The organism is Streptomyces sp. HUAS MS02 (genome assembly GCF_055702265.1).
Genome location: NZ_CM146747.1, coordinates 1,158,067 through 1,180,325, shown reverse-complemented (window position 1 = coordinate 1,180,325; position 22,259 = coordinate 1,158,067). Strand labels below are relative to the sequence as shown.

19 protein-coding genes are annotated in these 22,259 nt (G+C 71.7%); 12 read left to right on the top strand and 7 right to left on the bottom strand.

Translation table 11 applies throughout. From position 1 onward, the window contains the following. The first annotated feature begins 38 nt into the window (after positions 1-38). Both ACZ9QC_RS05000 and ACZ9QC_RS04995 read left to right on the top strand, forming a co-directional pair. Positions 39-2,213, top strand: a complete 2,175-nt coding sequence (locus tag ACZ9QC_RS05000; protein ID WP_472919013.1) for a 3-hydroxyacyl-CoA dehydrogenase NAD-binding domain-containing protein — start codon at positions 39-41, stop codon at positions 2,211-2,213. A gap of 208 nt (positions 2,214-2,421) precedes the next feature. Continuing rightward, the gene (locus tag ACZ9QC_RS04995; RefSeq protein WP_472919012.1) at positions 2,422-3,183 is read left to right on the top strand and encodes a DUF5995 family protein; all 762 of its coding nucleotides are present in this window, start codon (positions 2,422-2,424) and stop codon (positions 3,181-3,183) included. A 10-nt stretch (positions 3,184-3,193) separates the two neighbouring features. Here the strand turns inward: ACZ9QC_RS04995 and ACZ9QC_RS04990 are convergent, their stop codons facing one another. Then, positions 3,194-3,937, bottom strand: coding sequence for a MerR family transcriptional regulator (locus tag ACZ9QC_RS04990; RefSeq protein ID WP_472919011.1), 744 nt, complete (start codon positions 3,935-3,937; stop codon positions 3,194-3,196). A gap of 109 nt (positions 3,938-4,046) precedes the next feature. Here ACZ9QC_RS04990 and ACZ9QC_RS04985 point away from each other — a divergent pair, with 109 nt between their 5' ends. From ACZ9QC_RS04985 to ACZ9QC_RS04965, 5 genes are all read left to right on the top strand, one after another. Beyond that, positions 4,047-4,526, top strand: a complete 480-nt coding sequence (locus ACZ9QC_RS04985; protein ID WP_472919010.1) for a macro domain-containing protein — start codon at positions 4,047-4,049, stop codon at positions 4,524-4,526. Positions 4,527-4,575: 49 nt separating this feature from the next. Then, complete coding sequence (locus tag ACZ9QC_RS04980; RefSeq protein ID WP_472919009.1) at positions 4,576-5,052, top strand: F0F1 ATP synthase subunit B family protein; 477 nt, start codon at positions 4,576-4,578, stop codon at positions 5,050-5,052. Between the two features lie 463 nt (positions 5,053-5,515). Continuing rightward, on the top strand, positions 5,516-7,480 hold the full coding sequence (locus ACZ9QC_RS04975) for a Xaa-Pro dipeptidyl-peptidase (protein WP_472919008.1): 1,965 nt from the start codon (positions 5,516-5,518) through the stop codon (positions 7,478-7,480). After that, entirely contained in the window at positions 7,477-8,748 is a 1,272-nt protein-coding gene (locus ACZ9QC_RS04970) for a M14 family metallopeptidase (protein WP_472919007.1), read from the top strand. Before ACZ9QC_RS04975 ends, ACZ9QC_RS04970 begins: the two co-directional genes overlap by 4 nt. Positions 8,749-8,832: 84 nt before the next feature. Beyond that, positions 8,833-10,557: a BCCT family transporter gene (locus ACZ9QC_RS04965; RefSeq protein WP_472919006.1), complete on the top strand. Its 1,725-nt coding sequence runs from the start codon at positions 8,833-8,835 to the stop codon at positions 10,555-10,557. A 107-nt stretch (positions 10,558-10,664) separates the two neighbouring features. On the opposite strand, the gene ACZ9QC_RS04960 is transcribed toward ACZ9QC_RS04965, so the two are convergent. Then, entirely contained in the window at positions 10,665-11,615 is a 951-nt protein-coding gene (locus ACZ9QC_RS04960) for an FAD-dependent oxidoreductase (RefSeq protein ID WP_472919005.1), read from the bottom strand. Between the two features lie 66 nt (positions 11,616-11,681). On the opposite strand from ACZ9QC_RS04960, the gene ACZ9QC_RS04955 reads away from it, so the two are divergent. Both ACZ9QC_RS04955 and ACZ9QC_RS04950 read left to right on the top strand, forming a co-directional pair. Further along, positions 11,682-12,707 (top strand): oxidoreductase, encoded by a 1,026-nt coding sequence (locus ACZ9QC_RS04955; protein ID WP_472919004.1) that lies wholly within the window; start codon positions 11,682-11,684, stop codon positions 12,705-12,707. 72 nt (positions 12,708-12,779) lie between these two features. Beyond that, on the top strand, positions 12,780-14,420 hold the full coding sequence (locus tag ACZ9QC_RS04950) for an ABC-F family ATP-binding cassette domain-containing protein (RefSeq protein WP_472919003.1): 1,641 nt from the start codon (positions 12,780-12,782) through the stop codon (positions 14,418-14,420). A 158-nt stretch (positions 14,421-14,578) separates the two neighbouring features. On the opposite strand, the gene ACZ9QC_RS04945 is transcribed toward ACZ9QC_RS04950, so the two are convergent. From ACZ9QC_RS04945 to ACZ9QC_RS04935, 3 genes are all read right to left on the bottom strand, one after another. Next, positions 14,579-16,966: a Tex family protein gene (locus ACZ9QC_RS04945; protein ID WP_472919002.1), complete on the bottom strand. Its 2,388-nt coding sequence runs from the start codon at positions 16,964-16,966 to the stop codon at positions 14,579-14,581. 203 nt (positions 16,967-17,169) lie between these two features. After that, a complete protein-coding gene (locus tag ACZ9QC_RS04940; protein WP_169797823.1) occupies positions 17,170-17,313 on the bottom strand; it encodes an LPFR motif small protein in 144 nt (47 codons plus the stop codon). An 86-nt stretch (positions 17,314-17,399) separates the two neighbouring features. Next, positions 17,400-18,266 (bottom strand): SCO6745 family protein, encoded by an 867-nt coding sequence (locus tag ACZ9QC_RS04935; protein ID WP_472919001.1) that lies wholly within the window; start codon positions 18,264-18,266, stop codon positions 17,400-17,402. 124 nt (positions 18,267-18,390) lie between these two features. Here ACZ9QC_RS04935 and ACZ9QC_RS04930 point away from each other — a divergent pair, with 124 nt between their 5' ends. Beyond that, positions 18,391-19,359, top strand: a complete 969-nt coding sequence (locus tag ACZ9QC_RS04930; protein ID WP_472919000.1) for a GlxA family transcriptional regulator — start codon at positions 18,391-18,393, stop codon at positions 19,357-19,359. An 11-nt stretch (positions 19,360-19,370) separates the two neighbouring features. Beyond that, positions 19,371-20,006 (top strand): DJ-1/PfpI family protein, encoded by a 636-nt coding sequence (locus tag ACZ9QC_RS04925; RefSeq protein ID WP_472918999.1) that lies wholly within the window; start codon positions 19,371-19,373, stop codon positions 20,004-20,006. A gap of 18 nt (positions 20,007-20,024) precedes the next feature. On the opposite strand, the gene ACZ9QC_RS04920 is transcribed toward ACZ9QC_RS04925, so the two are convergent. Then, complete coding sequence (locus ACZ9QC_RS04920) at positions 20,025-20,768, bottom strand: enoyl-CoA hydratase/isomerase family protein (protein ID WP_472918998.1); 744 nt, start codon at positions 20,766-20,768, stop codon at positions 20,025-20,027. Positions 20,769-21,011: 243 nt separating this feature from the next. Here ACZ9QC_RS04920 and ACZ9QC_RS04915 point away from each other — a divergent pair, with 243 nt between their 5' ends. Beyond that, positions 21,012-21,527, top strand: a complete 516-nt coding sequence (locus tag ACZ9QC_RS04915; protein WP_472921601.1) for an ATP-binding protein — start codon at positions 21,012-21,014, stop codon at positions 21,525-21,527. A gap of 16 nt (positions 21,528-21,543) precedes the next feature. Here the strand turns inward: ACZ9QC_RS04915 and idi are convergent, their stop codons facing one another. Further along, on the bottom strand, positions 21,544-22,137 hold the full coding sequence (idi, locus tag ACZ9QC_RS04910; protein ID WP_472918997.1) for an isopentenyl-diphosphate Delta-isomerase: 594 nt from the start codon (positions 22,135-22,137) through the stop codon (positions 21,544-21,546). Between the last annotated feature and the right edge of the window lie 122 nt (positions 22,138-22,259).

Below are 22,259 nucleotides of genomic sequence, written 5' to 3'. Positions count from 1 at the left end.
CCCGGCGGAACCAAGAGACTTCTACGGAGACCCCCGCTATGACCGAGAGCACCACCATCCGCTGGGAACAGGACCGCACGGGCCTCGTCACCCTCGTCATCGACGACCCCGACCAGTCCGCGAACACCATGAACCAGGCGTTCCGCGACTCCCTCGCGGTGATCACCGACCGCCTGGAGGCCGAGAAGGACACCATCCGCGGTGTCATCATCACCTCCGCCAAGAAGACCTTCTTCGCCGGCGGCGACCTCCGCGACCTCATCGAGGTCACCCCCGACACCGCACAGCAGCTGTTCGACGGCGGCCTGGAGATCAAGCGCAACCTGCGCCGCATCGAGACCCTCGGCAAGCCGGTCGTCGCGGCGATCAACGGCGCCGCCCTCGGCGGCGGCTACGAGCTGGCCCTCGCCTGCCACCACCGCGTCGCCCTCGACGCCCCCGGCTCCAAGATCGGCTGCCCCGAGGTCACCCTCGGCCTCCTCCCCGGAGGCGGCGGCGTCGTCCGCACCGTCCGGCTGCTGGGCATCACCGACGCCCTGCTGAAGGTGCTGCTCCAGGGCACCCAGTACACCCCGCGACGAGCCCTGGACAACGGCCTGATCCATGAAGTGGCCGCCACCCGGGAGGAGCTGATGGACAAGGCCCGCGCCTTCATCGACGCCAACCCCGAGTCGCAGCAGCCCTGGGACAAGCCCGGCTACCGCATCCCCGGCGGCACCCCCTCCCACCCGAAGTTCGCGGCGAACCTGCCCGCCTTCCCCGCCACCCTGCGCAAGCAGACGGGCGGCGCGCCCTACCCGGCGCCGCGCAGGATCCTCGCCGCCGCAGTCGAGGGCGCCCAGGTCGACTTCGACACCGCCCAGGTCATCGAGGCCCGCTACTTCACGGAACTGGCCGCCGGCCAGACCTCCAAGAACATGATCCAGGCGTTCTTCTTCGACCTCCAGGCCGTGAACTCCGGTGCGAACCGCCCCCGGGGCATCGAGCCCCGCCAGGTCCGCAGGGTCGCCGTGCTCGGCGCCGGGATGATGGGGGCCGGCATCGCGTACTCCTGCGCCCGCGCGGGCATCGAGGTCGTCCTGAAGGACGTGACGCCCGAAGCGGCCGCGAAGGGCAAGGGGTACTCGGAGAAGCTCTGCGCCAAGGCGGTCGCCAAGGGCCGCACCACCCAGGAGAAGGCCGACGCCCTCCTCGCCCTGATCACCCCCACCGCCGACCCGGCCGACCTCGCGGGCTGCGACGCCGTCATCGAGGCCGTGTTCGAGAACACCGAGCTCAAGCACAAGGTGTTCCAGGAGATCGAGGGCGTCGTGGCACCGGACGCCCTGCTCTGCTCCAACACCTCCACCCTCCCCATCACCGAGCTGGCCGAGGGCGTCGTCCGCCGCTCCGACTTCATCGGCCTGCACTTCTTCTCACCTGTCGACAAGATGCCGCTCGTCGAGATCATCAAGGGTGAGCAGACCGGCGACGAGGCCCTGGCCCGCGCCTTCGACCTGGTCCGGCAGATCAAGAAGACCCCGATCGTTGTCAACGACTCGCGGGGCTTCTTCACCTCCCGGGTCATCGGCCACTTCATCGACGAGGGTGTCGCGATGGTCGGCGAGGGCATCGAGCCCGCGTCCGTCGAACAGGCGGCGGCCCAGGCGGGCTACCCCGCCAAGGTCCTCTCCCTCATGGACGAGCTGACCCTCACCCTGCCCCGCAAGATCCGCGCCGAGTCCCGGCGGGCCGTGGAGGAGGCGGGCGGCACCTGGACCGTCCATCCGGCGGAGGCCGTGATCGACCGCATGGTCGACGAGTTCGGCCGCCCCGGCCGCAGCGGTGGCGCCGGGTTCTACGACTACGGGCCCGACGGCCGCCGCGCCAGGCTCTGGCCCGGACTGCGCGAGCACTTCACGAAACCGGGGCACCGGATTCCCTTCCGGGACATGCAGGAGCGGATGCTCTTCTCGGAGGCGCTGGACACCGTGCGGCTGCTGGAGGAAGGCGTTCTCACGTCCGTCGCCGACGCCAACATCGGGTCGATCTTCGGGATCGGGTTCCCCGGGTGGACCGGCGGGGTGCTGCAGTACATCAACGGCTACGAGGGCGGGCTCCCCGGGTTCGTCGCGCGGGCGCGTGAGCTGGCCGGGCGGTACGGGGAGCGGTTCGAGCCGCCGGCGCTGCTGGTGGAGAAGGCCGAGAAGGGGGAGCGGTTCGGGGACGCGTGAGGTGGGGGGTGGCCGGGGTGTTCCTCTCGCCCCCGCCGCCCCTCCCCATCCCGTCCCGTCCCCAGGGGCTGTGCCCCTTCGACCCCCGTCGGTGCGTTCTTCGTCCGCGGCTGGGTGGGGCTTCTCGCGCAGTTCCCCGCGCCCCTGGCGGGGCGGGGATTTAATTGCGGGGTAGGCCGAACTGCGCGGCCGGGGGAGGGCGTTGGGCATGGTGGTGGCCGGGAACATCGACGAGGTCGTGGACGGGCTCGCCCAGGTGGTGCGGGAGGCGCGCCGGGACGGTGACCGGGTGGGGTACTTCGCCGCGCTGTACCGACAGGTGACCGTCGAGGTCCGCACGGCCATTCACCAGGGGCTGTTCGACGACGGCGCCCGGATGGACCACTTCGACACCCTCTTCGGCAACCGCTACTTCGAGGCGTACGACGCCTGGCGCCGCGACCGGAGCGGGCCGCGCTGCTGGCGCGAGACGTTCGGGCTGCTCGACGACACCGACACCGTCATCGTCCAGCATCTGCTCCTCGGCGTGAACGCGCACATCAACCTGGACCTGGCCGTCGCCGCCGCCCGGACCAGCCCGGGGGAGGACATCCACGCCCTGCGCCGCGACTTCCTGCTGATCAACGACATCCTCGGGCGGGTGGTGCTGGCCGTGCAGGACTCGCTCGGCGCCCTGTCGCCCCTGATGTCGCTGCTGGATCAGGTCGGAGCCCGCACCGACGAGCGGATCCTCGACTTCAGCGTCCGCCGGTCCAGGGAGGAGGCCTGGTTCAACGCGGTGCTGCTGGCCGGCCAGGACGAGGAGGAGCGCGCGGCCACCGTCGAGCGGCTCGACATCCGGGCCGCCGTCCTCGCCCGGCTGATCGCCCGCCCCAGCGGCCTCGTGCGTCCCGCCCTGCAACTGATCCGGAGCACCGAGAGCGACGACGTGCCCGCCGTCATCGCCCACCTGGACCGGTCCGTGCGGTGAACGCCGCGGTTCAGGACCCGGACGCCCACTGGCTCAGCTCGTCCTTCAACGATCGCTGAAAGGTCGTCAACAGCGCCTGAACGACCAGCGGTTGCATATGGGCCGACAGGGACTTCACGGCCTGCGGATCGCGTTCCGCCACTGCGTCGCGGAAGAGCCGCGACAACTCCTGGGCCGCCGCGCGCGAATGCTCGATCAGCACGGTCCGCGCGGCTCGGATCGACTCCTCCGACAGGGGTACGCCGAGCAGTTCCACGCCCAGCCGCAGCAGCCCTGGGTCCACGCGGAGTTCGTCGCCGTCCCGCTCGACCACGCCCATCGCCACGAGCCGTTCGACGTCCTCCTCGCCCAGGGCCCGCCCTGCCCGCCGGTCGAGCTCCTCCCGGGTGACCGTCGCCACCGCGTCCGGCGCCCAGGAGGCCACCACCGCGCGCTGGAGCGCGAGGTCGCGCGGGGTGAGGTCCGGCGGCAGCCTGCGCAGATACCCCTCGATGGCCGCCAGCGTCATGCCCTGCCGCTGCAGCTCCTCGATCAGCGCGAGCCGTGCCAGGTGCTCCCGGCCGTAGTGACCGACCCGGCGGGGCCCGATCTCCGGCGGTGGCAGCAGGCCCCGGGTGCCGTAGAAGCGGACCGTACGCACCGTGACCCCCGCCCGCGCGGCCAGCTCGTCGACGGTGAGAACGATCTCCTCGGAGCCGGAGCCGGAGCCGGAGCCGGAGCCGGAGCCGGAGCTCTCCCCGATGTCGGTCGTCATGCACAGCAGTATCGCTGTCCCACCAGTGCCGTGACACCTCGGACGGCACCGACTGTCCGGGACACCTCGGACGGCACCGACTGTCAGTGGCGCCCCGTACGGTGGCGTCATGTCGGGGATCACATACGTCCGGGGCGACGCGACCGTGCCGCTGGGCAAGGGGGTCAAGGTCATCGCCCATGTCAGCAACGACCTGGGCGGCTGGGGCAAGGGATTCGTCCTCGCCCTGTCCCGCCGCTGGCCGGAGCCGGAGGCCGCCTACCGCGCATGGCACCGCGACCGCGCGAGCAACGACTTCGGGCTCGGTGCCGCCCAGTTCGTCCAGGTCGGCCGCTACACCTGGGTGGCGAACCTGATAGGCCAGCACGGCACCCGCACCGGCAGCAAGGGGGTGCCCGTGCGCTACGAGGCCATCGACACGGCCCTCGGCCTGCTCGCCGACAAGACCCTGGAACTGGACGCGTCGGTCCACATGCCCCGCATCGGCTGCGGACTCGCCGGCGGCAAGTGGTCCCGGGTCGAGCCCCTGATCCTCGACCGACTGGTCCGGCGCGGAATAGCGGTGACGGTGTACGACCACGGGGACTGATCCGGGGCCGGCGCGGTACCGCGATCCAGGGAACGGGTAGGGCACCGGTATGGATCTCCTCCCGATGGACATCGGCCCGTTGAACCCCGTCGTGGGGGAACTCGTCGTCGCGGCCGTGCTGTTCGCGCTCGTCTTCCTCTTCTTCGTCCGGTCCGTGCCCCGGATCCAGCGCGTCCTGGACGAACGGGAGGCCGTGACGAAGGGGACCGAGGCCGAGGCCGAAGCCCTGCGGGAACAGGCCCGGATCAAGCGGGCGGAGGTGGCGCAGACCCTGGCCGAAGCCCGGCACGAGGCCGCCCGCATCCGGCAGCGCGCCGTCGAGGAGGGCACCGCCCTGATCGCGCAGGCCCGTGCCGACGGCCGACGCGAGTACACCACCCTCCTCACCGAGGGCCACGCCCGCCTGGCCGCGGACCGAGCCACGGCCGAGGCCGAACTCCACGACCACGTAACCGAACTGGCCGCGAACCTGGCGTCCAGAATCGTCGGAGAGCAGATCGAGGCGAAGGTCCACCCGCGCCCTTGAAAGAGGGCGAAGCCCACCTTTCGGGGGCGCGGGGAACTGCGCGACAACCCACGACGGACCCGCGGCCACAACCTGTCCGTATCCCCGAGCTCCTAGCCCCCTCCCCGTCCCCCTCCCCGTCCCCGTTCCCGATCCCCTGCCCGTGCCGGCCCTCACTCTCCCGCCCATGAACGGAGTTCGTCGCCGCGAGCTTCTTCCACGACTCGGCGCCTTGGCAGCACCCTCGGCCGCGGCCACCCCCACCTCATCGGCCGCCGCGGCCCCCGGCTTCACGGCTGATACAGCCACGCGTCGAACAGGCCCTCCAGCGACTCCCCGTGGCCGCCCCTGTCACACGATCGCCATTCGGTCGTCACGAGCGACCCGGACCCCACGCTCCTTTCCGGCCACACCGTGGCCGAAGTCCCACGAGTATCCAAAAGTCCCTCTGTCGCACGGGAGTTGACCGCAGTACCGTCCGCGCATGCCGATACCTGTGCGACGTGCACGCTTCACGACCTGGAGATCGCTCGCGACGGCCGCCACGGCCGCCGCCCTCACCGCCACGTTCCTCACCCCGGCGGCCGCCGGCACCCCGACGCCCCGCAAGAGTGAGCCGGTCTACTCGTACGAGAACGCCGTCCGTGAATCCGTCTGGGTGGACACCGGGCTCGACGGCGACCGGGACGGGAAGCCGGACCGGGTCGCCGTCGACATCGTCCGCCCGAGTGAACCCGCCCTGCGAGGCCGGAAGATCCCGGTGATCATGGACGCCAGCCCCTACTACTCCTGCTGTGGACGCGGCAACGAGAGTCAGCGCAAGACGTACGACGCGAACGGGAACGTCGTCCAGATGCCGCTGTTCTACGACAACTACTTCGTGCCCCGCGGCTACGCGTTCGTCGCCGTCGACCTCGCGGGAACCAACCGCTCCGACGGCTGTGTGGACGTCGGCGGCCGCTCCGACATCCAGTCGGCCAAGGCGGTCGTCGACTGGCTCAACGGCCGCGGCCGGGCGTACACCACCCGTACGGGAAGCGCCAAGGCCGGGGCCGGCTGGACCAACGGCCGGACCGGCATGATCGGCAAGAGCTACGACGGCACGATCGCCAACGGGGTGGCCGCCACCGGCGTCGAGGGCCTGGAGACCATCGTGCCGATCGGCGCGATCTCCTCCTGGTACGACTACTACTTCGCCAAGGGCGCCCCCCTCTACAACTCGGGCCCCGAGTGGCTCTCCGACTACGTCGAGAGCCCCGACGCCCGCGCCAAGTGCGGCCATGTCCAGCAGCGACTCGTCGACGGCGCCCCGCGCACCGGCGACTGGACCCCGCTGTGGACCGAGCGGGACTACGTCAAGGACGTCCGGAAGATCGACGCCAGCGTCTTCGTCGTCCATGGTCAGCAGGACCTCAACGTCCGCCCCAAGCACTTCGGCCAGTGGTGGGACGCGCTCGCGAAGCACGGCGTCGAGCGCAAGATCTGGCTCTCCGAGGTCGGCCACGTCGACCCCTTCGACTTCCGCCGCGCCGCCTGGGTCGACACCCTGCACCGCTGGTTCGACCACGAACTCCTCGGCTACGACAACGGCATCGACGACGAGCCGATGGCTGACATCGAACGCCACCCGAACCAGTGGAAGACGTCGAAGGTCTGGCCGCCGCGCGCCACCAAGGCCACGACCCTGCGCCCCGCCGAGGGCACCGAGCCCGGTGTCGGCACCCTCGGCCTGCGCAAGCGGTCCGGCACCGAGACCTTCACCGACGACCCCGCGCTGAACGAGACCGACTGGGCCGCCCACGTCGACCGGTCCACCCCGGAGAAGGCGGGCTTCGTCACCGTGCCCCTCACCGAGGACCTGCGTCTGTCCGGCTCCTCCAAGGTGACCGTGACCGCCATGCCCACCACCTCCAGTGCCCACCTCTCGGCGGTCCTCGTGGACCTCGGCCCGGACACCATCCGCGACTACTCCACCGCGGGCGAGGGCATCACCACGCTCACCGAACGCACCTGCTGGGGCCCGAGCACCACCGGTGACAGCTCCTGCTTCCGGGAGACGAAGGCCAAGACCGCGGACGTCGACTACACGATCTTCAGTCGCGGCTGGGCCGACCTCGGCAACCACTCCTCCGCCACGGGCGCCCCGCTCACCCCCGGGACCCCGTACACGATCACCCTCGACCTGCACGCGAGCGATCACGTCGTCCCGGCGGGGCACCGCCTCGCACTGATCATCGCGGGCACCGACGAGGACCTCATCGACCCGCCGTCGAGCACGCCCACCCTGACTATCGACCTCAGGCGCACCTTCGCGCAGGTCCCGCTGGTCGGCGGCGGCGTGGCCTTCGCGAAGGCCACCTCGGGCACCACCGCCCGCCCGGAGGCCTCGGTCCTCGACGGCGTACGCGACCCGGGCCGGGCCGCCCGCGTTCCGGGCGGTGGCGCGTGAGGGCCCGCATCGCGGCACTGCTCGCCACCGCCCTCGCGGTGCCCCTGCTGGCGACGCCCGCGCACGCGACGGACACCACGCTGCCGCGCACCGGATTCGAGCGGTCGGGCGGCGCCCGCTGGACCGGCCAGCCCGAGGAGCAGGCGTTCCTGGCCGCCGTGGACCGGGCGAGCGACCGGGTGTCGACGACCCGGATCGGCACCACCGCGCAGGGCCGCCCGCTCCAGCTCGTCCGGATCGGCACCCGCCCCACCTCGCGCACGGTCCTGCTCATCTGCAGCCAGCACGGCGACGAGCCCTCCGGCCGCGAGGCCTGCCTCACCAACCTGCGCGACCTCGCCTTCGCCAGGGACGAGCGGACCGAACGGCTGCTGAGATCCACCACGGTGCTCGTCGTCCCGACCGCCAACCCCGACGGCCGGGCCGCCGACACCCGGGGCAACGGCGACGGCGTCGACATCAACCGCGACCACCTCGCCCTGCGGACCGCCGAGGCACGCGCCCTCGCCGCCGTCGTGCGCGACCACCGTCCCGATATCGTCTACGACCTGCACGAATACGGCGCCACCCCGCAGTACTACGACAAGGACCTCTTCGACCTCTGGCCGCGCAACCTCAACACCGCCCCGGCCGTCCATGCCGAGGCGCGCACGCTCTCCCTCGGCCACGTACGCCCGGCCGCCGCGGCCGCGGGCCACTCGACCGGCACCTACGGCATCTGGACCGACCCGGTCACCGGCGACCCGATCCGCCAGGTCGCCGGAGACGGCCAGGAGCGCATTTTGCGCAACATGTCCGGAATCAAGCACTCGGTCGGGCTGCTGATCGAGAGCAGGGTGGAACCCCTGACGGCGGACACCCCGGAACCGGTCAACAACCTGCGCCGGGTGAACTCCCAACTCGCCGCCCTGGAAGGTCTGTTCGGCTTCGCCGTCGAACGTGGCCGACAGGTCGACCGGGTGACCGGCGCGGCCCGTCTGGCGGGCCTCCGTGACACGGGCCCGGTCTATGTCGGCGGCGCCGACAACGACCCCGCCGAACCCGCCGAGGTGATCCAGGACCCGCCCTGCGGCTACCGGCTCACCCCACAGCAGTACGAGGAGTTCGCCGACGAGCTGGCGCTGCACGGCGTCCGCGTACGGCCGGAAACCGACGGTGACGGCGTCCTCGTACCGCTGCGCCAGCAGCTGCGCGCGCTGGTCCCGCTGCTGTTCGACGCGCGGGCCCCGTACCGCCTGACGGAAGGGGTGCCCGACACCGACTGTTGAACGAGAAAGCATCGAGGTCACATGTGGTACTGGTTCCTGGGCAGGAGAGGGTCAGTTCCAGCCATTCGCGGAAAGGTTCCACCTGTGACACACGATCATCGCACCGCCCACCACGGGGGAGGCGCGCTTCCAGGCTCGGAGGCGGGTCTCCCCGGCGGCGGGCGGCCCCGGACGGACCGCGTAGTGTTCGGTGTGACGGCGGCGCTCACCCTGGCCTTCGTGCTCTGGGGCGCCATCTGGACCGACGCGCTCGAAACCGTCTCCGGCAAGATGCTGAACGGCCTCATCCACAACGGTGGCTGGGCGTTCATGCTGGCCGCCTCCTGCTTCGTCGTCTTCGCCCTGTGGCTCGCGGTCAGCCGCTACGGCCGTATCCACCTCGGCGTCGAGGGCGAGAAACCCGAGTTCCGCACGGTCTCCTGGGTCGCCATGATGTTCAGCGCCGGCATGGGCATCGGCCTGATGTTCTACGGCGTCAGCGAGCCCCTCGCCCACTACACCTCGCCCCCGCCGGGCACCGGCCCCCAGGGCTCCGGCGAACGCATGGAAACGGCGATGGCGACCACCCTGTTCCACTGGACGCTGCACCCCTGGGCGATCTACGCGGTGGTCGGCCTCGGCATCGCCTACAGCACCTTCCGCAAGCAGCGCCGCCAGACCATCAGCGCCGTCTTCACCCCGCTGATCGGCGAGAAGCACGCGGGCGGCGGCGTCGGCCGGGCCATCGACATCCTGGCGATCATCGCCACGATCTTCGGGTCGGCGGCTTCCCTGGGCCTCGGCGCCCTCCAGATCGGCTCGGGCTTCCGTGAACTGGACTGGATGGACAAGGCCGGCACCGGCCTGCTCGTCGCGATCATCGCCGTCCTGACCCTGGCCTTCGTGGCCTCCGCCGTCAGCGGGGTGGAGAAGGGCATCCAGTGGCTGTCCAACACCAACATGGTGCTGGCCCTGCTGCTGGCGGTCTTCGTCTTCGTCGCCGGACCCACCATCCTGGTCCTCGACCTCCTGCCGACCTCGATCTTCTCCTACCTCGGCGACCTGCCCCAGCTCGCGGGCCGCACCGAGGCGTCCGGCGGCGAGGGTGTGGCCGACTGGCTCGGCAGCTGGACCGTCTTCTACTGGGCGTGGTGGATCTCCTGGACGCCCTTCGTCGGCATGTTCATCGCCCGCATCAGCCGCGGCCGCACCATCCGTCAGTTCATCGGCGGTGTCATCCTCGTGCCCAGCACGGTCAGCCTCGTCTGGTTCGCGGTCTTCGGCGGCACGGCGATGCACCTTCAGGGACAGGGCCGGCTCGGTGAGGAGGCCACGCCCGAGGGCCAACTCTTCGCCGTCCTGCACGAGTTCCCCCTGGCCACGGTCTCCAGCCTGCTCGTGATGATCCTCGTCGGCATCTTCTTCGTCTCCGGCGCCGACGCCGCCTCCATCGTCATGGGCACACTCTCGCAGCGTGGCGCGCTCGAACCCGGCCGCTTCGTCGTCGTCTTCTGGGGCATGGTCACCGGGGCCGTCGCCGCGATCATGCTCCTCGTGGGCAGCGGCCAGGGAGACGCCCTGACCGGCCTGCAGAACCTCACGATCCTGGCCGCCGCGCCGTTCGTCCTGGTGATGATCGGCATGTGCGTCGCGATGATGCGCGACCTGCGGCGGGACCCCGTGATGGTGCGCGAGGAGATGGCCTCCGAAGCGGTCGAACTGGCCGTCATCGAGGGCCACAAGCGCTATGACGGCGAGTTCGAGATCAGGGTCGGTCCGGGCCAGGGCACGGAGACCGAGGGGGACCCGATCGGCCATCGCGCGGAGTAGACACCCGCCGGGGCAGGCGCCCCGCGCCCTGTCAGGGGCGCGGGGAACTGCGTGACAGCCCCCCACGACCGGCACCCGACCGACGACCCCTCTTTCCCGACACCCGCTCAACCCGTGGCCAGCCGCGCAGCGACCCGCGCGCAGCCCCAGGCCACCGTCACCCCCGCCCCGCCGTGCCCGTAGTTGTGCACCAACACCCTCCCGCCCGGCAGGAGTTCCCGCTCCAGGCGGACCGCCGGCCGGGAGGGCCGCAGCCCTACCCGGTGCTCGACGATCAGCGCCCCGGCGATCTCGGGCCGAACTGCCGCACACCGCTTCACGATCGCCTCCGCGATCACCGGGTCCGGCGTGAGGGACCAGGCGTCCTCCTCCGCCGTACCGCCCAGGATCAGACCGCCCGGCTGCGGGATGAAGTACGTGCTCTCGGAACCGGAGTGGTCCACCGAGGTGAGCCAGGTGGTGATCCCCGGGTTCTCCACGACGACCAACTGCCCCCGCACCGGCCGCACGGAGAGGTCCGGCACCAGCTCCCGCGCGCCGATCCCCGTGCAGTTGACGACCACGGGCGCGTCGAGCGCCGCGAGGTCGGTCACCGTGCGCTCCTCCACGACACCGCCCGCCGCGACGAACCGCTCGCGCAGCCACCGCAGATGGACCGGCATGTCGACCACCGGCAGCCGCGCCCACAGCCCGACACCCCCGTACTCCCCGGCCGTCGCCACCCGCAGCCCGGCCACCCGCGAGGCCCATGCGCCGAGCCCGTCCAGCGTGGTCCCACCGTGTACGCCTTCGACCATGCGTACGCCCGTCTCGTCCGGCCGGGCCGCCAGCCCCTCGTACACGTCGAGGGTGTCGAGCGCCCACGCGCCGACCAGTTCCTCCGGCTCGATCCGGTAGGGCCACCACAGCCCACCCGCGACGCCGGACGTCGCGCGCTCCCCGGGCTCCCGTGCCCACACGCGGACCCGACTGCCGCTCTCCGCCAGCACGACGGCCGTCGTGAGACCGACGACGCCGCCACCGACCACGATCACATCACTGTTCGATTCATTGGTCACCCGGGGACGTTAACGGAATATGTCATGCCGTGCTCACAAGTCTGCCTTTGTGGGGATACTCGCATCATGTCTGCCGAGTACGCGACCTTCGGCCTGGCACCGGCGATGCGAGCCGGTGGCGTCCTCGCCAACGGTGATTACCAAGTGCACCGGGATTTCGTGGACTTCATCGTCGACGGACGCCCGCTGCTGTTCCAGCTCTCCGACCTCGACGCCGTCTCCCCCCTCGCCTCCGACGTCCCGCCCTCGATCTTCACCGCCCAGGTGCGCAGTCTGCTCCTGGAGGCCGAGGCACCCCTGAGAAGCGGCCGTTACGTCATCTACGGCTGCCCCGAATGCGCCGACCTCGCCTGCGGAGCGGTGACCGCGGTCATAGAGCGGGACGGCGACGACTTCGTGTGGCGGGACTTCGCCTGGCAGACGGAGGAGGAGGCCGACCTCAGACTCAACGGCTACACCGGCATCGGCCCCTTCCGCTTCCAGGGCGCCGAGTACCGCGACGCCCTGCGGTCGCTGCTGTGCGAGTCGGGCCCCGAGCCGTCGGCCCGCCGGGTCCTCCTCATCGGCGCCCGCGTCGCCGTGCTCGCCAGACTGGCCGCCGCCCTGCGCGCCATCGGCATCGGCGCCGACATAGCGCAGGACGCCACCGGCGTACCCCCGGAGGAGCTGCGCGCCTACGGCGCCGTGGCCTTCGGCAGGGCCGTCGGCAAGGCGGACCGCGACGCCGTGCGGCTGGCCTTCGACCGCGCGGGGGTCCAGGTCGCGTACGTCGACGGACTCGCCCCGATCATCCCGCTCCTCGTCGCCCAGATCGAACACGCCCTCGACCGCAGCCCGGCCGAACAGCGCCGCCTCACCCGTCTCGTCGCCGCCGACGGGCAGGCCGGCATCGAGATCACCTCCACCTGCCGGGTGGAGCTCACCGCCTACCGCCTCGACCGTCTCTACCGACCCCACACCTACCGTTTCTTCGACGGCATCCTCCCGGCGGGCCGGCACCGCATCGGTCTGGACCCGAAGGCGGCGAAGGGAGAATCGTTCATCGTGGCCCGCACCTCCGGGACGGTGCTGGTGGAACCGATGGCCCGGTAGAGGCGCGGGGAACAGCGCGAACGGGGCCCGGGGCAGGACCCCGAGGTCACAGGGGCCGTAAAATCACCCCCTGTGACCGCCACCCTCGTCGTCAAGAACCTCGCCGCCGGACATGGCGACCGCTCGCTCTTCTCCGGGCTGGACCTCGTCGTCGCCCCCGGCGACGTGATCGGTCTGGTCGGAGCCAACGGCGCCGGCAAGTCCACGCTGCTGCGCCTGCTCGCCGGCCTGCTCCCGCCGGAGGAGGGCGAGCTGCGGCTGTCCCCGCCCTCGGCGACCGTGGGACACCTGCCGCAGGAACCGGAGCGGCGGGAGGGCGAGACCGTACGGGAGTTCCTGGCCCGGCGCACGGGGGTGGCCGAGGCCCAGCGAGTGATGGACGAGGCCACGCAGGCGCTGGTGGAGGGCGCGCCGGGCGCCGACGACGCCTACTCGGTGAGCCTGGAGCGCTGGCTCGACCTGGGCGGCGCCGACCTCGACGAGCGGGCGGAGGAGGTCGCCGACACCCTGGGGCTCGGCGTGGACCTGGACCAGCCCATGACCGGCCTCTCCGGCGGCCAGGCCGCCCGCGCCGGCCTGGCCTCCCTCCTCCTCTCCCGCTACGACGTCTTCCTCCTCGACGAGCCCACCAACGACCTCGACCTGGACGGCCTGGAACGACTCGAACGCTTCGTCTCCGGCCTGCGCGCGGGCACGGTCGTCGTCAGCCACGACCGCGAGTTCCTCACCCGCACGGTCACCAAGGTCCTCGAACTCGACCTCGCCCAGAACCGGATCAACCTCTACGGCGGCGGATACGAGGCCTACCTGGAGGAGCGCGAGACGGCCCGCCGGCACGCCCGCGACGACTACGAGGAGTACGCCGACAAGAAGTCCGCCCTCCAGGACCGGGCCCAGATGCAGCGCTCGTGGATGGACAAGGGCGTCAAGAACGCGCGGCGCAAGGCGAGCAACGACAACGACAAGATCGGCCGCAAGTTCCGCAGCGAGGCGAGCGAGAAGCAGGCCGCGAAGGCCCGGCAGACCCAGCGCATGATCGAACGGCTCGATGTGGTGGAGGAGCCGCGCAAGGAGTGGGAGCTGCGCATGGAGATCGCGGCGGGCCCGCGCTCCGGCGCCGTGGTCGCCACGATGCGCGACGCGGAGGTGCGGCGCGGCGACTTCGCCTTCGGACCGGTCTCCCTGCAGATCGACTGGGCGGACCGCGTCGCCATCACCGGTGCGAACGGCGCGGGCAAGTCGACGCTCCTCGGGGCGCTCCTCGGCCGGGTCCCCCTGGACTCGGGCCACGCCGCCCTGGGCTCCGGGGTCCTGGTCGGCGAGGTCGACCAGGCCCGTGCCCTCTTCCACGGCCCCGAGTCCCTCCTCGACGCCTTCTGCGCGGCGGTCCCCGACACCGAGCCGGCCGAAGTGCGCACCCTGCTGGCCAAGTTCGGCCTGAAGTCCCACCACGTCCTACGCCCGGCGATCACCCTCTCCCCGGGCGAACGCACCCGTGCGGCCCTGGCCCTGCTCCAGGGCCGAGGAGTCAACCTCCTGATCCTCGACGAGCCCACGAACCACCTGGACCTCCCGGCCATCGAGCAACTGGAGGGGGCCCTGGACTCCTACGAGGGCACGCTGCTCCTGGTGACACACGACCGTCGCATGCTGGAGGCGGTAAGGGTGACCAGGCGCTTCGAGGTGGAGGCGGGCAAGGTCAGGGAGCACTGAGGGGGCTTCTGGCGCAGTCAGTCTCCGCGCCCCTTCAGGGGCGCGGAGAACTGCGCGACCAGCCCCCACCGGACGGACGCCCGGGGGTCAAAGGGGCACCGCCCCGTGAGGACGGGACGGGTAGGGGAGGCGGGGGCGGGAAAACCCCCACCGACACCTCAGCCCCGCTTCTTGTCCACCAACCCTGCCCGCCGCAAAGCGTCAGCCATCGCACTGTTGGCAGGCGGCGGCGCCGCACCCCCCTGCCGGCCCCCACCCCCACGCCCCTGCTGCCGAGGCGGCTGCCCCCCACGGCCACCCCGCTGCTGCCGAGCACCCCCACCGGACTGCCCGGCCGAACCCTTCGGCGCCGCCTCGTCGTCCAACCGCAGCGTCAACGAGATCCGCTTGCGCGGAACATCGACGTCGAGCACCTTCACCTTCACGATGTCCCCGGGCTTGACCACATCGCGCGGGTCCTTCACGAACGTCCGGGACAGCGCGGAGACATGCGCCAGCCCGTCCTGGTGGACGCCGATGTCGATGAACGCCCCGAACGCCGCGACGTTCGTCACGACCCCTTCGAGGACCATTCCGGCCTCCAGGTCGGAGATCTTCTCGACGCCTTCCTTGAAGGTGGCGGTCTTGAAGGCGGGCCGAGGATCCCGCCCCGGCTTCTCCAACTCCTTGAGGATGTCCGACACGGTCGGCAGACCGAAGGTCTCGTCCACGAAGTCCGCCGGCCTCAGCGACCGCAGGACCCCCGTGTTGCCGATGAGCGCCGCCACCTCCTGCCCGGAGCTCTTCACCATCCGCCGGACCACGGGGTACGCCTCCGGGTGCACGCTGGACGCGTCCAGCGGGTCCGAGCCGCCCCGGATCCGCAGGAAGCCCGCGCACTGCTCGTACGCCTTGGGGCCGAGCCGTGCCACGCCCTTGAGCTCGGAACGCGAGATGAAGGGGCCGTTGGCGTCGCGGTGGGCCACGATGTTCTCGGCGAGCCCGGAGGAGATGCCGGAGACCCGGGCCAGCAACGGCGCGGAGGCGGTGTTCACGTCCACGCCCACGCCGTTCACACAATCCTCGACCACCGCGTCCAGGGAACGAGAGAGCTTCACCTCGGACAGGTCGTGCTGGTACTGCCCGACACCGATCGACTTGGGGTCGATCTTGACCAGCTCGGCCAGCGGGTCCTGCAGCCGCCGCGCGATCGACACGGCGCCCCGCAGGGAGACGTCCATCCCGGGCAGCTCCTGCGAGGCGAACGCCGACGCCGAGTACACGGAGGCGCCCGCCTCGGACACCATCACCTTGGTGAGCTTCAACTCCGGGTGTTTGGTGATCAGTTCACCGGCGAGCTTGTCGGTCTCCCGGGACGCCGTGCCGTTGCCGATCGCGACCAGCTCGACCGCGTGCTCCTTGGCCAGACGCGCCAGCTTGGCGATGGCCTCGTCCCACTTGTTGGCCGGGACGTGCGGATAGATGACGTCGGTGGCGACGACCTTGCCGGTGGCGTCCACCACGGCGACCTTCACACCCGTACGGAAGCCGGGGTCCAGGCCCAGCGTCGCGCGCGTCCCGGCCGGGGCGGCGAGGAGCAGGTCGCGCAGGTTCGCCGCGAACACGTTCACCGCCTCGTCCTCGGCGGCCGTCCGCAGCCGCAGCCTGAGGTCGATGCCGAGGTGGACGAGGATGCGCGTCCGCCAGGCCCAGCGGACCGTGTCCGTGAGCCACTTGTCGGCGGGCCGGCCCCGGTCGGCGATCTGGAAGCGATGCGCGACGATCCCCTCGTAGGAGGAGGGGCCGGGCTGCTCGGAGGGCTCCTCCGGCTCCAGGACGAGATCGAGGACGTCCTCCTTCTCGCCGCGCAGCATCGCCAGGATGCGGTGGGAGGGCAGCTCGGTGAACGGCTCGGAGAAGTCGAAGTAGTCGGCGAACTTGGCGCCCGCGTCCTCCTTGCCGTCCTTCACCTTGGCGGTGAGCCGCCCCCGTACCCACATGCGCTCGCGCAGCTCGCCGATCAGGTCGGCGTCCTCGGAGAACCGCTCGGTGAGGATCGCCCGCGCGCCGTCCAGGGCGGCCTGCGGGTCGGCCACACCCTTCTCGGCGTCCACGAACGCCGCGGCGGCGGCCAGCGGCTCGACGGTCGGGTCTTCGAGCAGGCCCTCGGCCAGCGGTTCGAGACCGGCCTCGCGGGCGATCTGCGCCTTGGTGCGCCGCTTCGGCTTGAAGGGGAGGTAGATGTCCTCCAGACGGGCCTTGGTCTCGGCGGCGCGGATCTGCGCCTCGACCTCGGGCGTCAACTTGCCCTGCTCGCGCACGGAGTCGAGGATCGCGCTCCGGCGCTCCTCCAGCTCCCGCAGATAGCGCAGCCGCTCCTCGATCGTGCGCAGCTGCGCGTCGTCGAGCATCTCGGTCGCTTCCTTGCGGTAGCGGGCGACGAAGGGCACGGTCGAACCCCCGTCGAGCAGCTCCACCGCGGCCTTGACCTGCCGCTCCCGTACGCCGAGCTCCTCGGCGATCCTGCCTTCGATGGACCGTACTTCGATGGACCCGGGTGTCGTCACGTTCCCGTACCGCCTTCTCCACTGAGGTTGCGCGGCAATTGTGGCAGGTGGCACGGACAGCGGGGGCTCAGGGAGGGAAACGCGCGGGTCCGGGACAGCTGGGGAGCCCACAGCGGAGTAGTCCCGCAGCGGGGGAGCCGGACAGCGGAGGAGCCGGACGCGATCCCGCGTCCGGCTCCCAGGTCTGTACGGCCTGGCCGTCCTCAGGCCCGGCGGGCCCGCCCGGTGCGGCGCGTCGAGCTCGACGCGCCCCCGAAGAGCCGGGCCACGGCCCGGAACGGCAGCGTGACCACCGTCGCGATGGCCCCACCGATCTGCCGCAACACGTCTGCGATCGCACGGAACACGTACTTCCCCTTTCGTCTCCCGGCTGACTGGGCCAGGAACGATCGAGTACCGCGCCTGGCGCCGTTCATGCCTGCGCGCCGCGTGCTCAGCCCTTGCCGATCATCCCCGCCGGGAACGCCCCCGCGCCGAGCATCGTCGTCACCAGGCCGGTCATCAGCTCGGTGAGCCGCTCCACCCCGGCCGCGCCCAGATGCCCGTAGGGGGCCAGGTCCAGGCGGTCGGTCGCGTCCTCGATGTCCCTGCGGAGCGCCACGCCCGCCTCCGTCAGTCCGCCGTCGGCGTCGAGCAGCCCGCGCTCGCGCAGCCGGGCGTTCGCGGCGTCCCAGTCGTCCCGCGTCCAGCCGCGCGTGGCGACGGCCCACTTCGGGGACATGCCCTTCCCGGTCGCGGTGTGGCTGGCCAGCGCCTCGACCGGGTCGAGACCGGCGTCGAGGAGCACCGCGAGATGTCCGTCGCCCCGGTGCTCGCGCAGCAGGGTGGTCGCGTGCCAGAGCGCGAGGTGAGGGCGCTCGGGTACGGGCAGGTCGGCGTGCGCGGCGTACAGGGGGCGTGCGGTCCGCACACACGCCTCGGTGGCGCGCAGCGCCAGCTCCGCCGCCTCGGCGACCTCCGCGGAGGCGAGCAGCTCCTCGCCGAGCAGCCGGCGCAGCGTGGCGTCGACGGCGCGCTCACGCGCCGCCAGCACCGCGGACGGCGACGCCGTCTCCCACACGGCGGGCACGTGTTCCGCCACCAGCTCGTGACGGAAGTTGAAGAACGTCGCCGTCACGACGCCCGCTCCGACGCGGCCGAGGGCGGCGGCCCGGACGGCGAAGTACGCCGCCCGCGGGTCCTCGACCCCCACGGCGGCCAGCTCCCGCCCGAGGTCCGGCGAGAAGTAGTGCGCGGAGTGGAACGGATTGAGGAGGCTGTGGCAGCGCCGCCCGGCGCGCTCCGGCAGGGAAGAGGTCATGGCGGCAGGTTACCGACTGGTTGGTACGTGAGTGCGGGGCGGTCCCGCCCGTCCACCCCCGATGGCAGGAAAGGTGGGGTGCTCGTCATTGCGGTCATGGTCCGGCCGCCCAAGAATCGAAGGCATGCGAACAGTCCTGGTCGTCCTCTTCGACGGCGTGCAGAGCCTCGACGTCACGGGCCCGCTGGAGGTCTTCGCCGGCGCGGAACAGCACACACCGGGGACCTACCGCATCAGCACGGCCTCCCTGGAGGGCACACCCGTGCGCACCTCCAGCGGCCTCACCCTCGTCCCGGACCACAGCCTCGCCGCCGCCCCCGCCGCTCCGCACACCCTGCTCGTCCCGGGCGGCCAGGGCACCCGGAGCCCGGCTCCCGAGATCGTGGACTGGCTGCGCGAGCACGGTCCGCGCGCGGAGCGCCTGGTCTCGGTCTGCACCGGCGCCATCCTCCTCGCCGAGGCCGGCTTCCTGGACGGCCGCCGGGCAACCACCCACTGGGCGTACTGCGACACCCTCGCCCGCCACCACCCGGCGGTCGAGGTCGACCCGGACCCCATCTACGTCCGCGACGGGCACATCGCCACCTCCGCCGGTGTCACCTCCGGCATCGACCTCGCCCTCGCGCTCGTCGAGGAGGACATCGGCCGCGAGGCCGCCCTCGTCATCGCCCGCCATCTCGTGGTCTTCCTGCGCCGCCCGGGGAACCAGGCCCAGTTCAGTGCCCAGCTCGCCGCCCAGACCGCGCAGCGGGAACCGCTCCGCGAGGTCCAGCGGTGGATCACCGAGCACCCCGGCGACGACCTGAGCGTCGAACAGCTGGCCGCCCGTGCCCGGCTCTCGCCCCGCCACTTCGCCCGCGCCTTCCGGACCGAGACGGGCACGACCCCGGGCCGGTACGTCGACCGTGTCCGCCTCGAACACGCCCGCCGCCTCCTGGAGGACACCTCCGACGGAGTGGAGGAGATCTCCCGCACCTGTGGCTACGGCACCGCCGAGGCCATGCGCCGCGCCTTCGTGAAGGCCCTCGCCACCTCCCCGGCGGAGTACCGCCGCCGCTTCCGCCCGGCCACCGCCACCGACCCCACCCGCTGAAAGGAAACCCGATGCAGATCGCCATCGTCCTCTTCGACCGCTTCACCGCCCTCGACGCCGTAGGGCCCTACGAGACCCTCGGCCGTCTGCCCGACGCCGAACTCGTCTTCGTCGCCGAGGAGACGGGCCCCGTCCGCTCCGACACCGGCGCCCTCGCGCTCACCGCCGACAGGTCGCTCGCCGAGGTCCCGAGTCCGGACGTCGTCGTGGTGCCGGGCGGCCCCGGCCAGTTCGCGCAGATGGAGAACGAGGCCCTCTTCGACTGGCTGCGCACGGCCGACCGTACGAGCACCTGGACGACCTCCGTGTGCACCGGGTCCCTGCTCCTGGCCGGCGCCGGGCTCCTCGAAGGCCGCCGGGCCACCTCGCACTGGCTGGCGCTGGACTTCCTGAAGCAGTACGGCGCCGAGCCGACGGGGGAGCGGGTCGTCATCGACGGCAAGTACGTCACCGCGGCCGGGGTGTCCTCCGGCATCGACATGGGCCTGACCCTGGTCGGCCGGATCGCGGGCGACGAGCACGCCCAGGCCGTCCAGCTGATGATCGAGTACGACCCGCAGCCGCCCTACGACGCCGGTGCCCCGCACAAGGCGCCGGCGCACCTGGTGGAGGAGTTCCGGACCAACAGCCGCTTCGCCCTGATGTGACCGCCGTCGCGGCGGCCCTCACACCGACCAGGTGAAGCGGGGCGGTCTGCGCTCCAGGAACGCGGCGACACCCTCCGCGGCGTCGCCGCTGCCGCGTGCCTGTTCGGCCCAGTGGGCGTCGCGGTCGGTGCGGCCGTTCGCGAACTCCTTGGCCGCCGCCTGCGTCAGCCGCGAGCGCGAGACCAGGACCCGGGTGAACTGCTCGACCCGGTCGGCGAGTTCACCTTCACGGAGCACCTCGTCCACCAAGCCCGTGCGCAGCGCCCGCTCCGCGTCGATCAACTCGCCCGAGAACAGCAGGTACTTGGCCGTGCTCGGCCCGACCAGCGCCACCAGCCTCCGGGTGGAGGAGGCGGGATAGACGAGCCCCAGCTTCGCCGGGGTGATCCCGAACAGCGCTCCCTCCTGCGCGAACCGCAGATCGCAGGCCGCCGCCAACTGGGCCCCGCCGCCCACGCAGTGCCCCCGGATCGCCGCGAGGGTCGGCTTCGGGAAGGCGGCGAGGGCCTCCTCGGCGAGGCCCGCCAGCCTCTGGGCCTCGTCCGGGGACCCCCGCAGCGTGGAGATGTCGGCCCCCGCGCAGAACGTCCCGCCCTCCCCGGTGAGCACCAGTGCCCGGACCTCCGGGTCGGCGGCCAGCCGGTCGAGCAGCGGCGGCAGCGCCCGCCACATCCCGGCCGTCATGGCGTTGCGCTTGGCGGGGTGGTGGATGACGACGGTCGCGATCCCGTCGGCGACGGTGTCCAGCAGCTGAGGCTCCATGCCCCGGATGCTAGCCACCGGCGTCGAGCCCGGCTTCGCGACCGGCTTCGAACCCGTACAACCCGAATAGTTCCAAAAACGACACAGCTCGAAAATCCGCTGTCATGCCACCGACTAACTCGCTCGCAAATGATCTGAAAGTCGCCGATACACGCTGACTTCTGTTCAGTTCTCCGTGCGTGGCGTCGAGTTACCAACACTCGACATGTGGTGACAATCGAGCGCAAGGGTGGCGACCTGACCATGGACGACCAAGGGCGCGGGAGCGACCCACGCCCTGACGGCGGCGGGCACGGACCCGACGACCCGAGGCCGCCGGCGCCACTGCCTTACGAAGGGGTCTGGCGGTTCACCGCTGCCGCCGTCGACGCCTCGGTGCCGCAGGCGCGGCGCGCCGTCCGAGAACTGCTCGCCCGCCAGGGCGTGCCGATCTCGGACGACCTCGTCCAGGGGCTCCTGCTGATCGTCTCCGAGCTGGTGACGAACGCCGTGAAACACGCGGCGCTCCTGTCGCCCACGCTCGCCGTCGAGGTCGCCGTCGGAGCCCAGTGGGTGCGGGTCTCGGTGGAGGACAACCACCCCTACCGCCCGACCGCCCTGGAGACCGACCACGGCCGGCTCGGCGGCCGTGGTCTGCTCCTGGTGCGGGAGATCACGCTGGAGGCGGGCGGCGTCTGCGACGTGGAGCACACCGCGAGCGGCGGCAAGGTGGTCTGGGTCGCCCTGCCGCTCGAACCCGCACATCTGATCCAGGGGTGAGGGCCGGAGCCCGCGGTCACCAGCCCGCGGCCGGCCCCGTCAGCTCCCTGACCGCCGGCCGCGCCGCGTCCAGGACCGTCATGAACCAGGCCGAGAAGGGGTCCTTGGCATGCCGCTCCGCGAGCTCGGCCGGGGTGACGAACGCGGTGTCCCCGACCTCCTCCGGGTCCGGTCGGAGCGGAGCCTGGAGCAGCCCGACGAACAGGTGGTTGAACTCCTGCTCCACCAGGCCCGACTCCGGGTCCGGGTGGTTGTAGCGGACCGTGCCCGCCTCGCCGAGCAGCGCCGGGGAGACCCCCAGCTCCTCGTGCGTCCGCCGGGCGGCCGCCGCGAACGGGGACTCACCCGGGTAGGGGTGGCCGCAGCAGGTGTTCGACCAGACGCCGGGGGAGTGGTACTTGCCGAGGGCCCGCTGCTGCAGCAGCAGCCGGCCCCGCTCGTCGAAGAGGAAGACGGAGAACGCCCGGTGCAGTTGACCGGGCGGCTGATGAGCGGCCAGCTTCTCCGCGGTGCCGATCGTGGTGCCGTCCTCGTCGACCAGCTCCAGCAGGATCGCTTCCGTGGTGCCGCTCTCGGGACTGTGCATCGCGGTGGCAGGTGTGATCGGCATGCCCATCCTTCGCCTCGTTCTTCGAGCTTCAAGTCTGCCGCAACAAACCGGCGCTCCCGGCACTTCGCGGTCGACCCGCATGTCCTACCCTCAGACCCCCGCCGAAGACACCTGGGCCCGTG

Bases quoted from the DNA above. Each gene is read 5' to 3' on its own strand.
- ACZ9QC_RS05000 (WP_472919013.1), top strand. From the start codon at position 39: ATGACCGAGAGCACCACCATCCGCTGGGAACAGGACCGCACGGGCCTC.
- ACZ9QC_RS04995 (WP_472919012.1), top strand. From the start codon at position 2,422: ATGGTGGTGGCCGGGAACATCGACGAGGTCGTGGACGGGCTCGCCCAG.
- ACZ9QC_RS04990 (WP_472919011.1), bottom strand. From the start codon at position 3,937: ATGACGACCGACATCGGGGAGAGCTCCGGCTCCGGCTCCGGCTCCGGC.
- ACZ9QC_RS04985 (WP_472919010.1), top strand. From the start codon at position 4,047: ATGTCGGGGATCACATACGTCCGGGGCGACGCGACCGTGCCGCTGGGC.
- ACZ9QC_RS04980 (WP_472919009.1), top strand. From the start codon at position 4,576: ATGGATCTCCTCCCGATGGACATCGGCCCGTTGAACCCCGTCGTGGGG.
- ACZ9QC_RS04975 (WP_472919008.1), top strand. From the start codon at position 5,516: ATGCCGATACCTGTGCGACGTGCACGCTTCACGACCTGGAGATCGCTC.
- ACZ9QC_RS04955 (WP_472919004.1), top strand. From the start codon at position 11,682: ATGTCTGCCGAGTACGCGACCTTCGGCCTGGCACCGGCGATGCGAGCC.
- ACZ9QC_RS04935 (WP_472919001.1), bottom strand. From the start codon at position 18,266: ATGACCTCTTCCCTGCCGGAGCGCGCCGGGCGGCGCTGCCACAGCCTC.
- ACZ9QC_RS04930 (WP_472919000.1), top strand. From the start codon at position 18,391: ATGCGAACAGTCCTGGTCGTCCTCTTCGACGGCGTGCAGAGCCTCGAC.
- ACZ9QC_RS04925 (WP_472918999.1), top strand. From the start codon at position 19,371: ATGCAGATCGCCATCGTCCTCTTCGACCGCTTCACCGCCCTCGACGCC.
- ACZ9QC_RS04920 (WP_472918998.1), bottom strand. From the start codon at position 20,768: ATGGAGCCTCAGCTGCTGGACACCGTCGCCGACGGGATCGCGACCGTC.
- ACZ9QC_RS04915 (WP_472921601.1), top strand. From the start codon at position 21,012: ATGGACGACCAAGGGCGCGGGAGCGACCCACGCCCTGACGGCGGCGGG.
- idi (WP_472918997.1), bottom strand. From the start codon at position 22,137: ATGCCGATCACACCTGCCACCGCGATGCACAGTCCCGAGAGCGGCACC.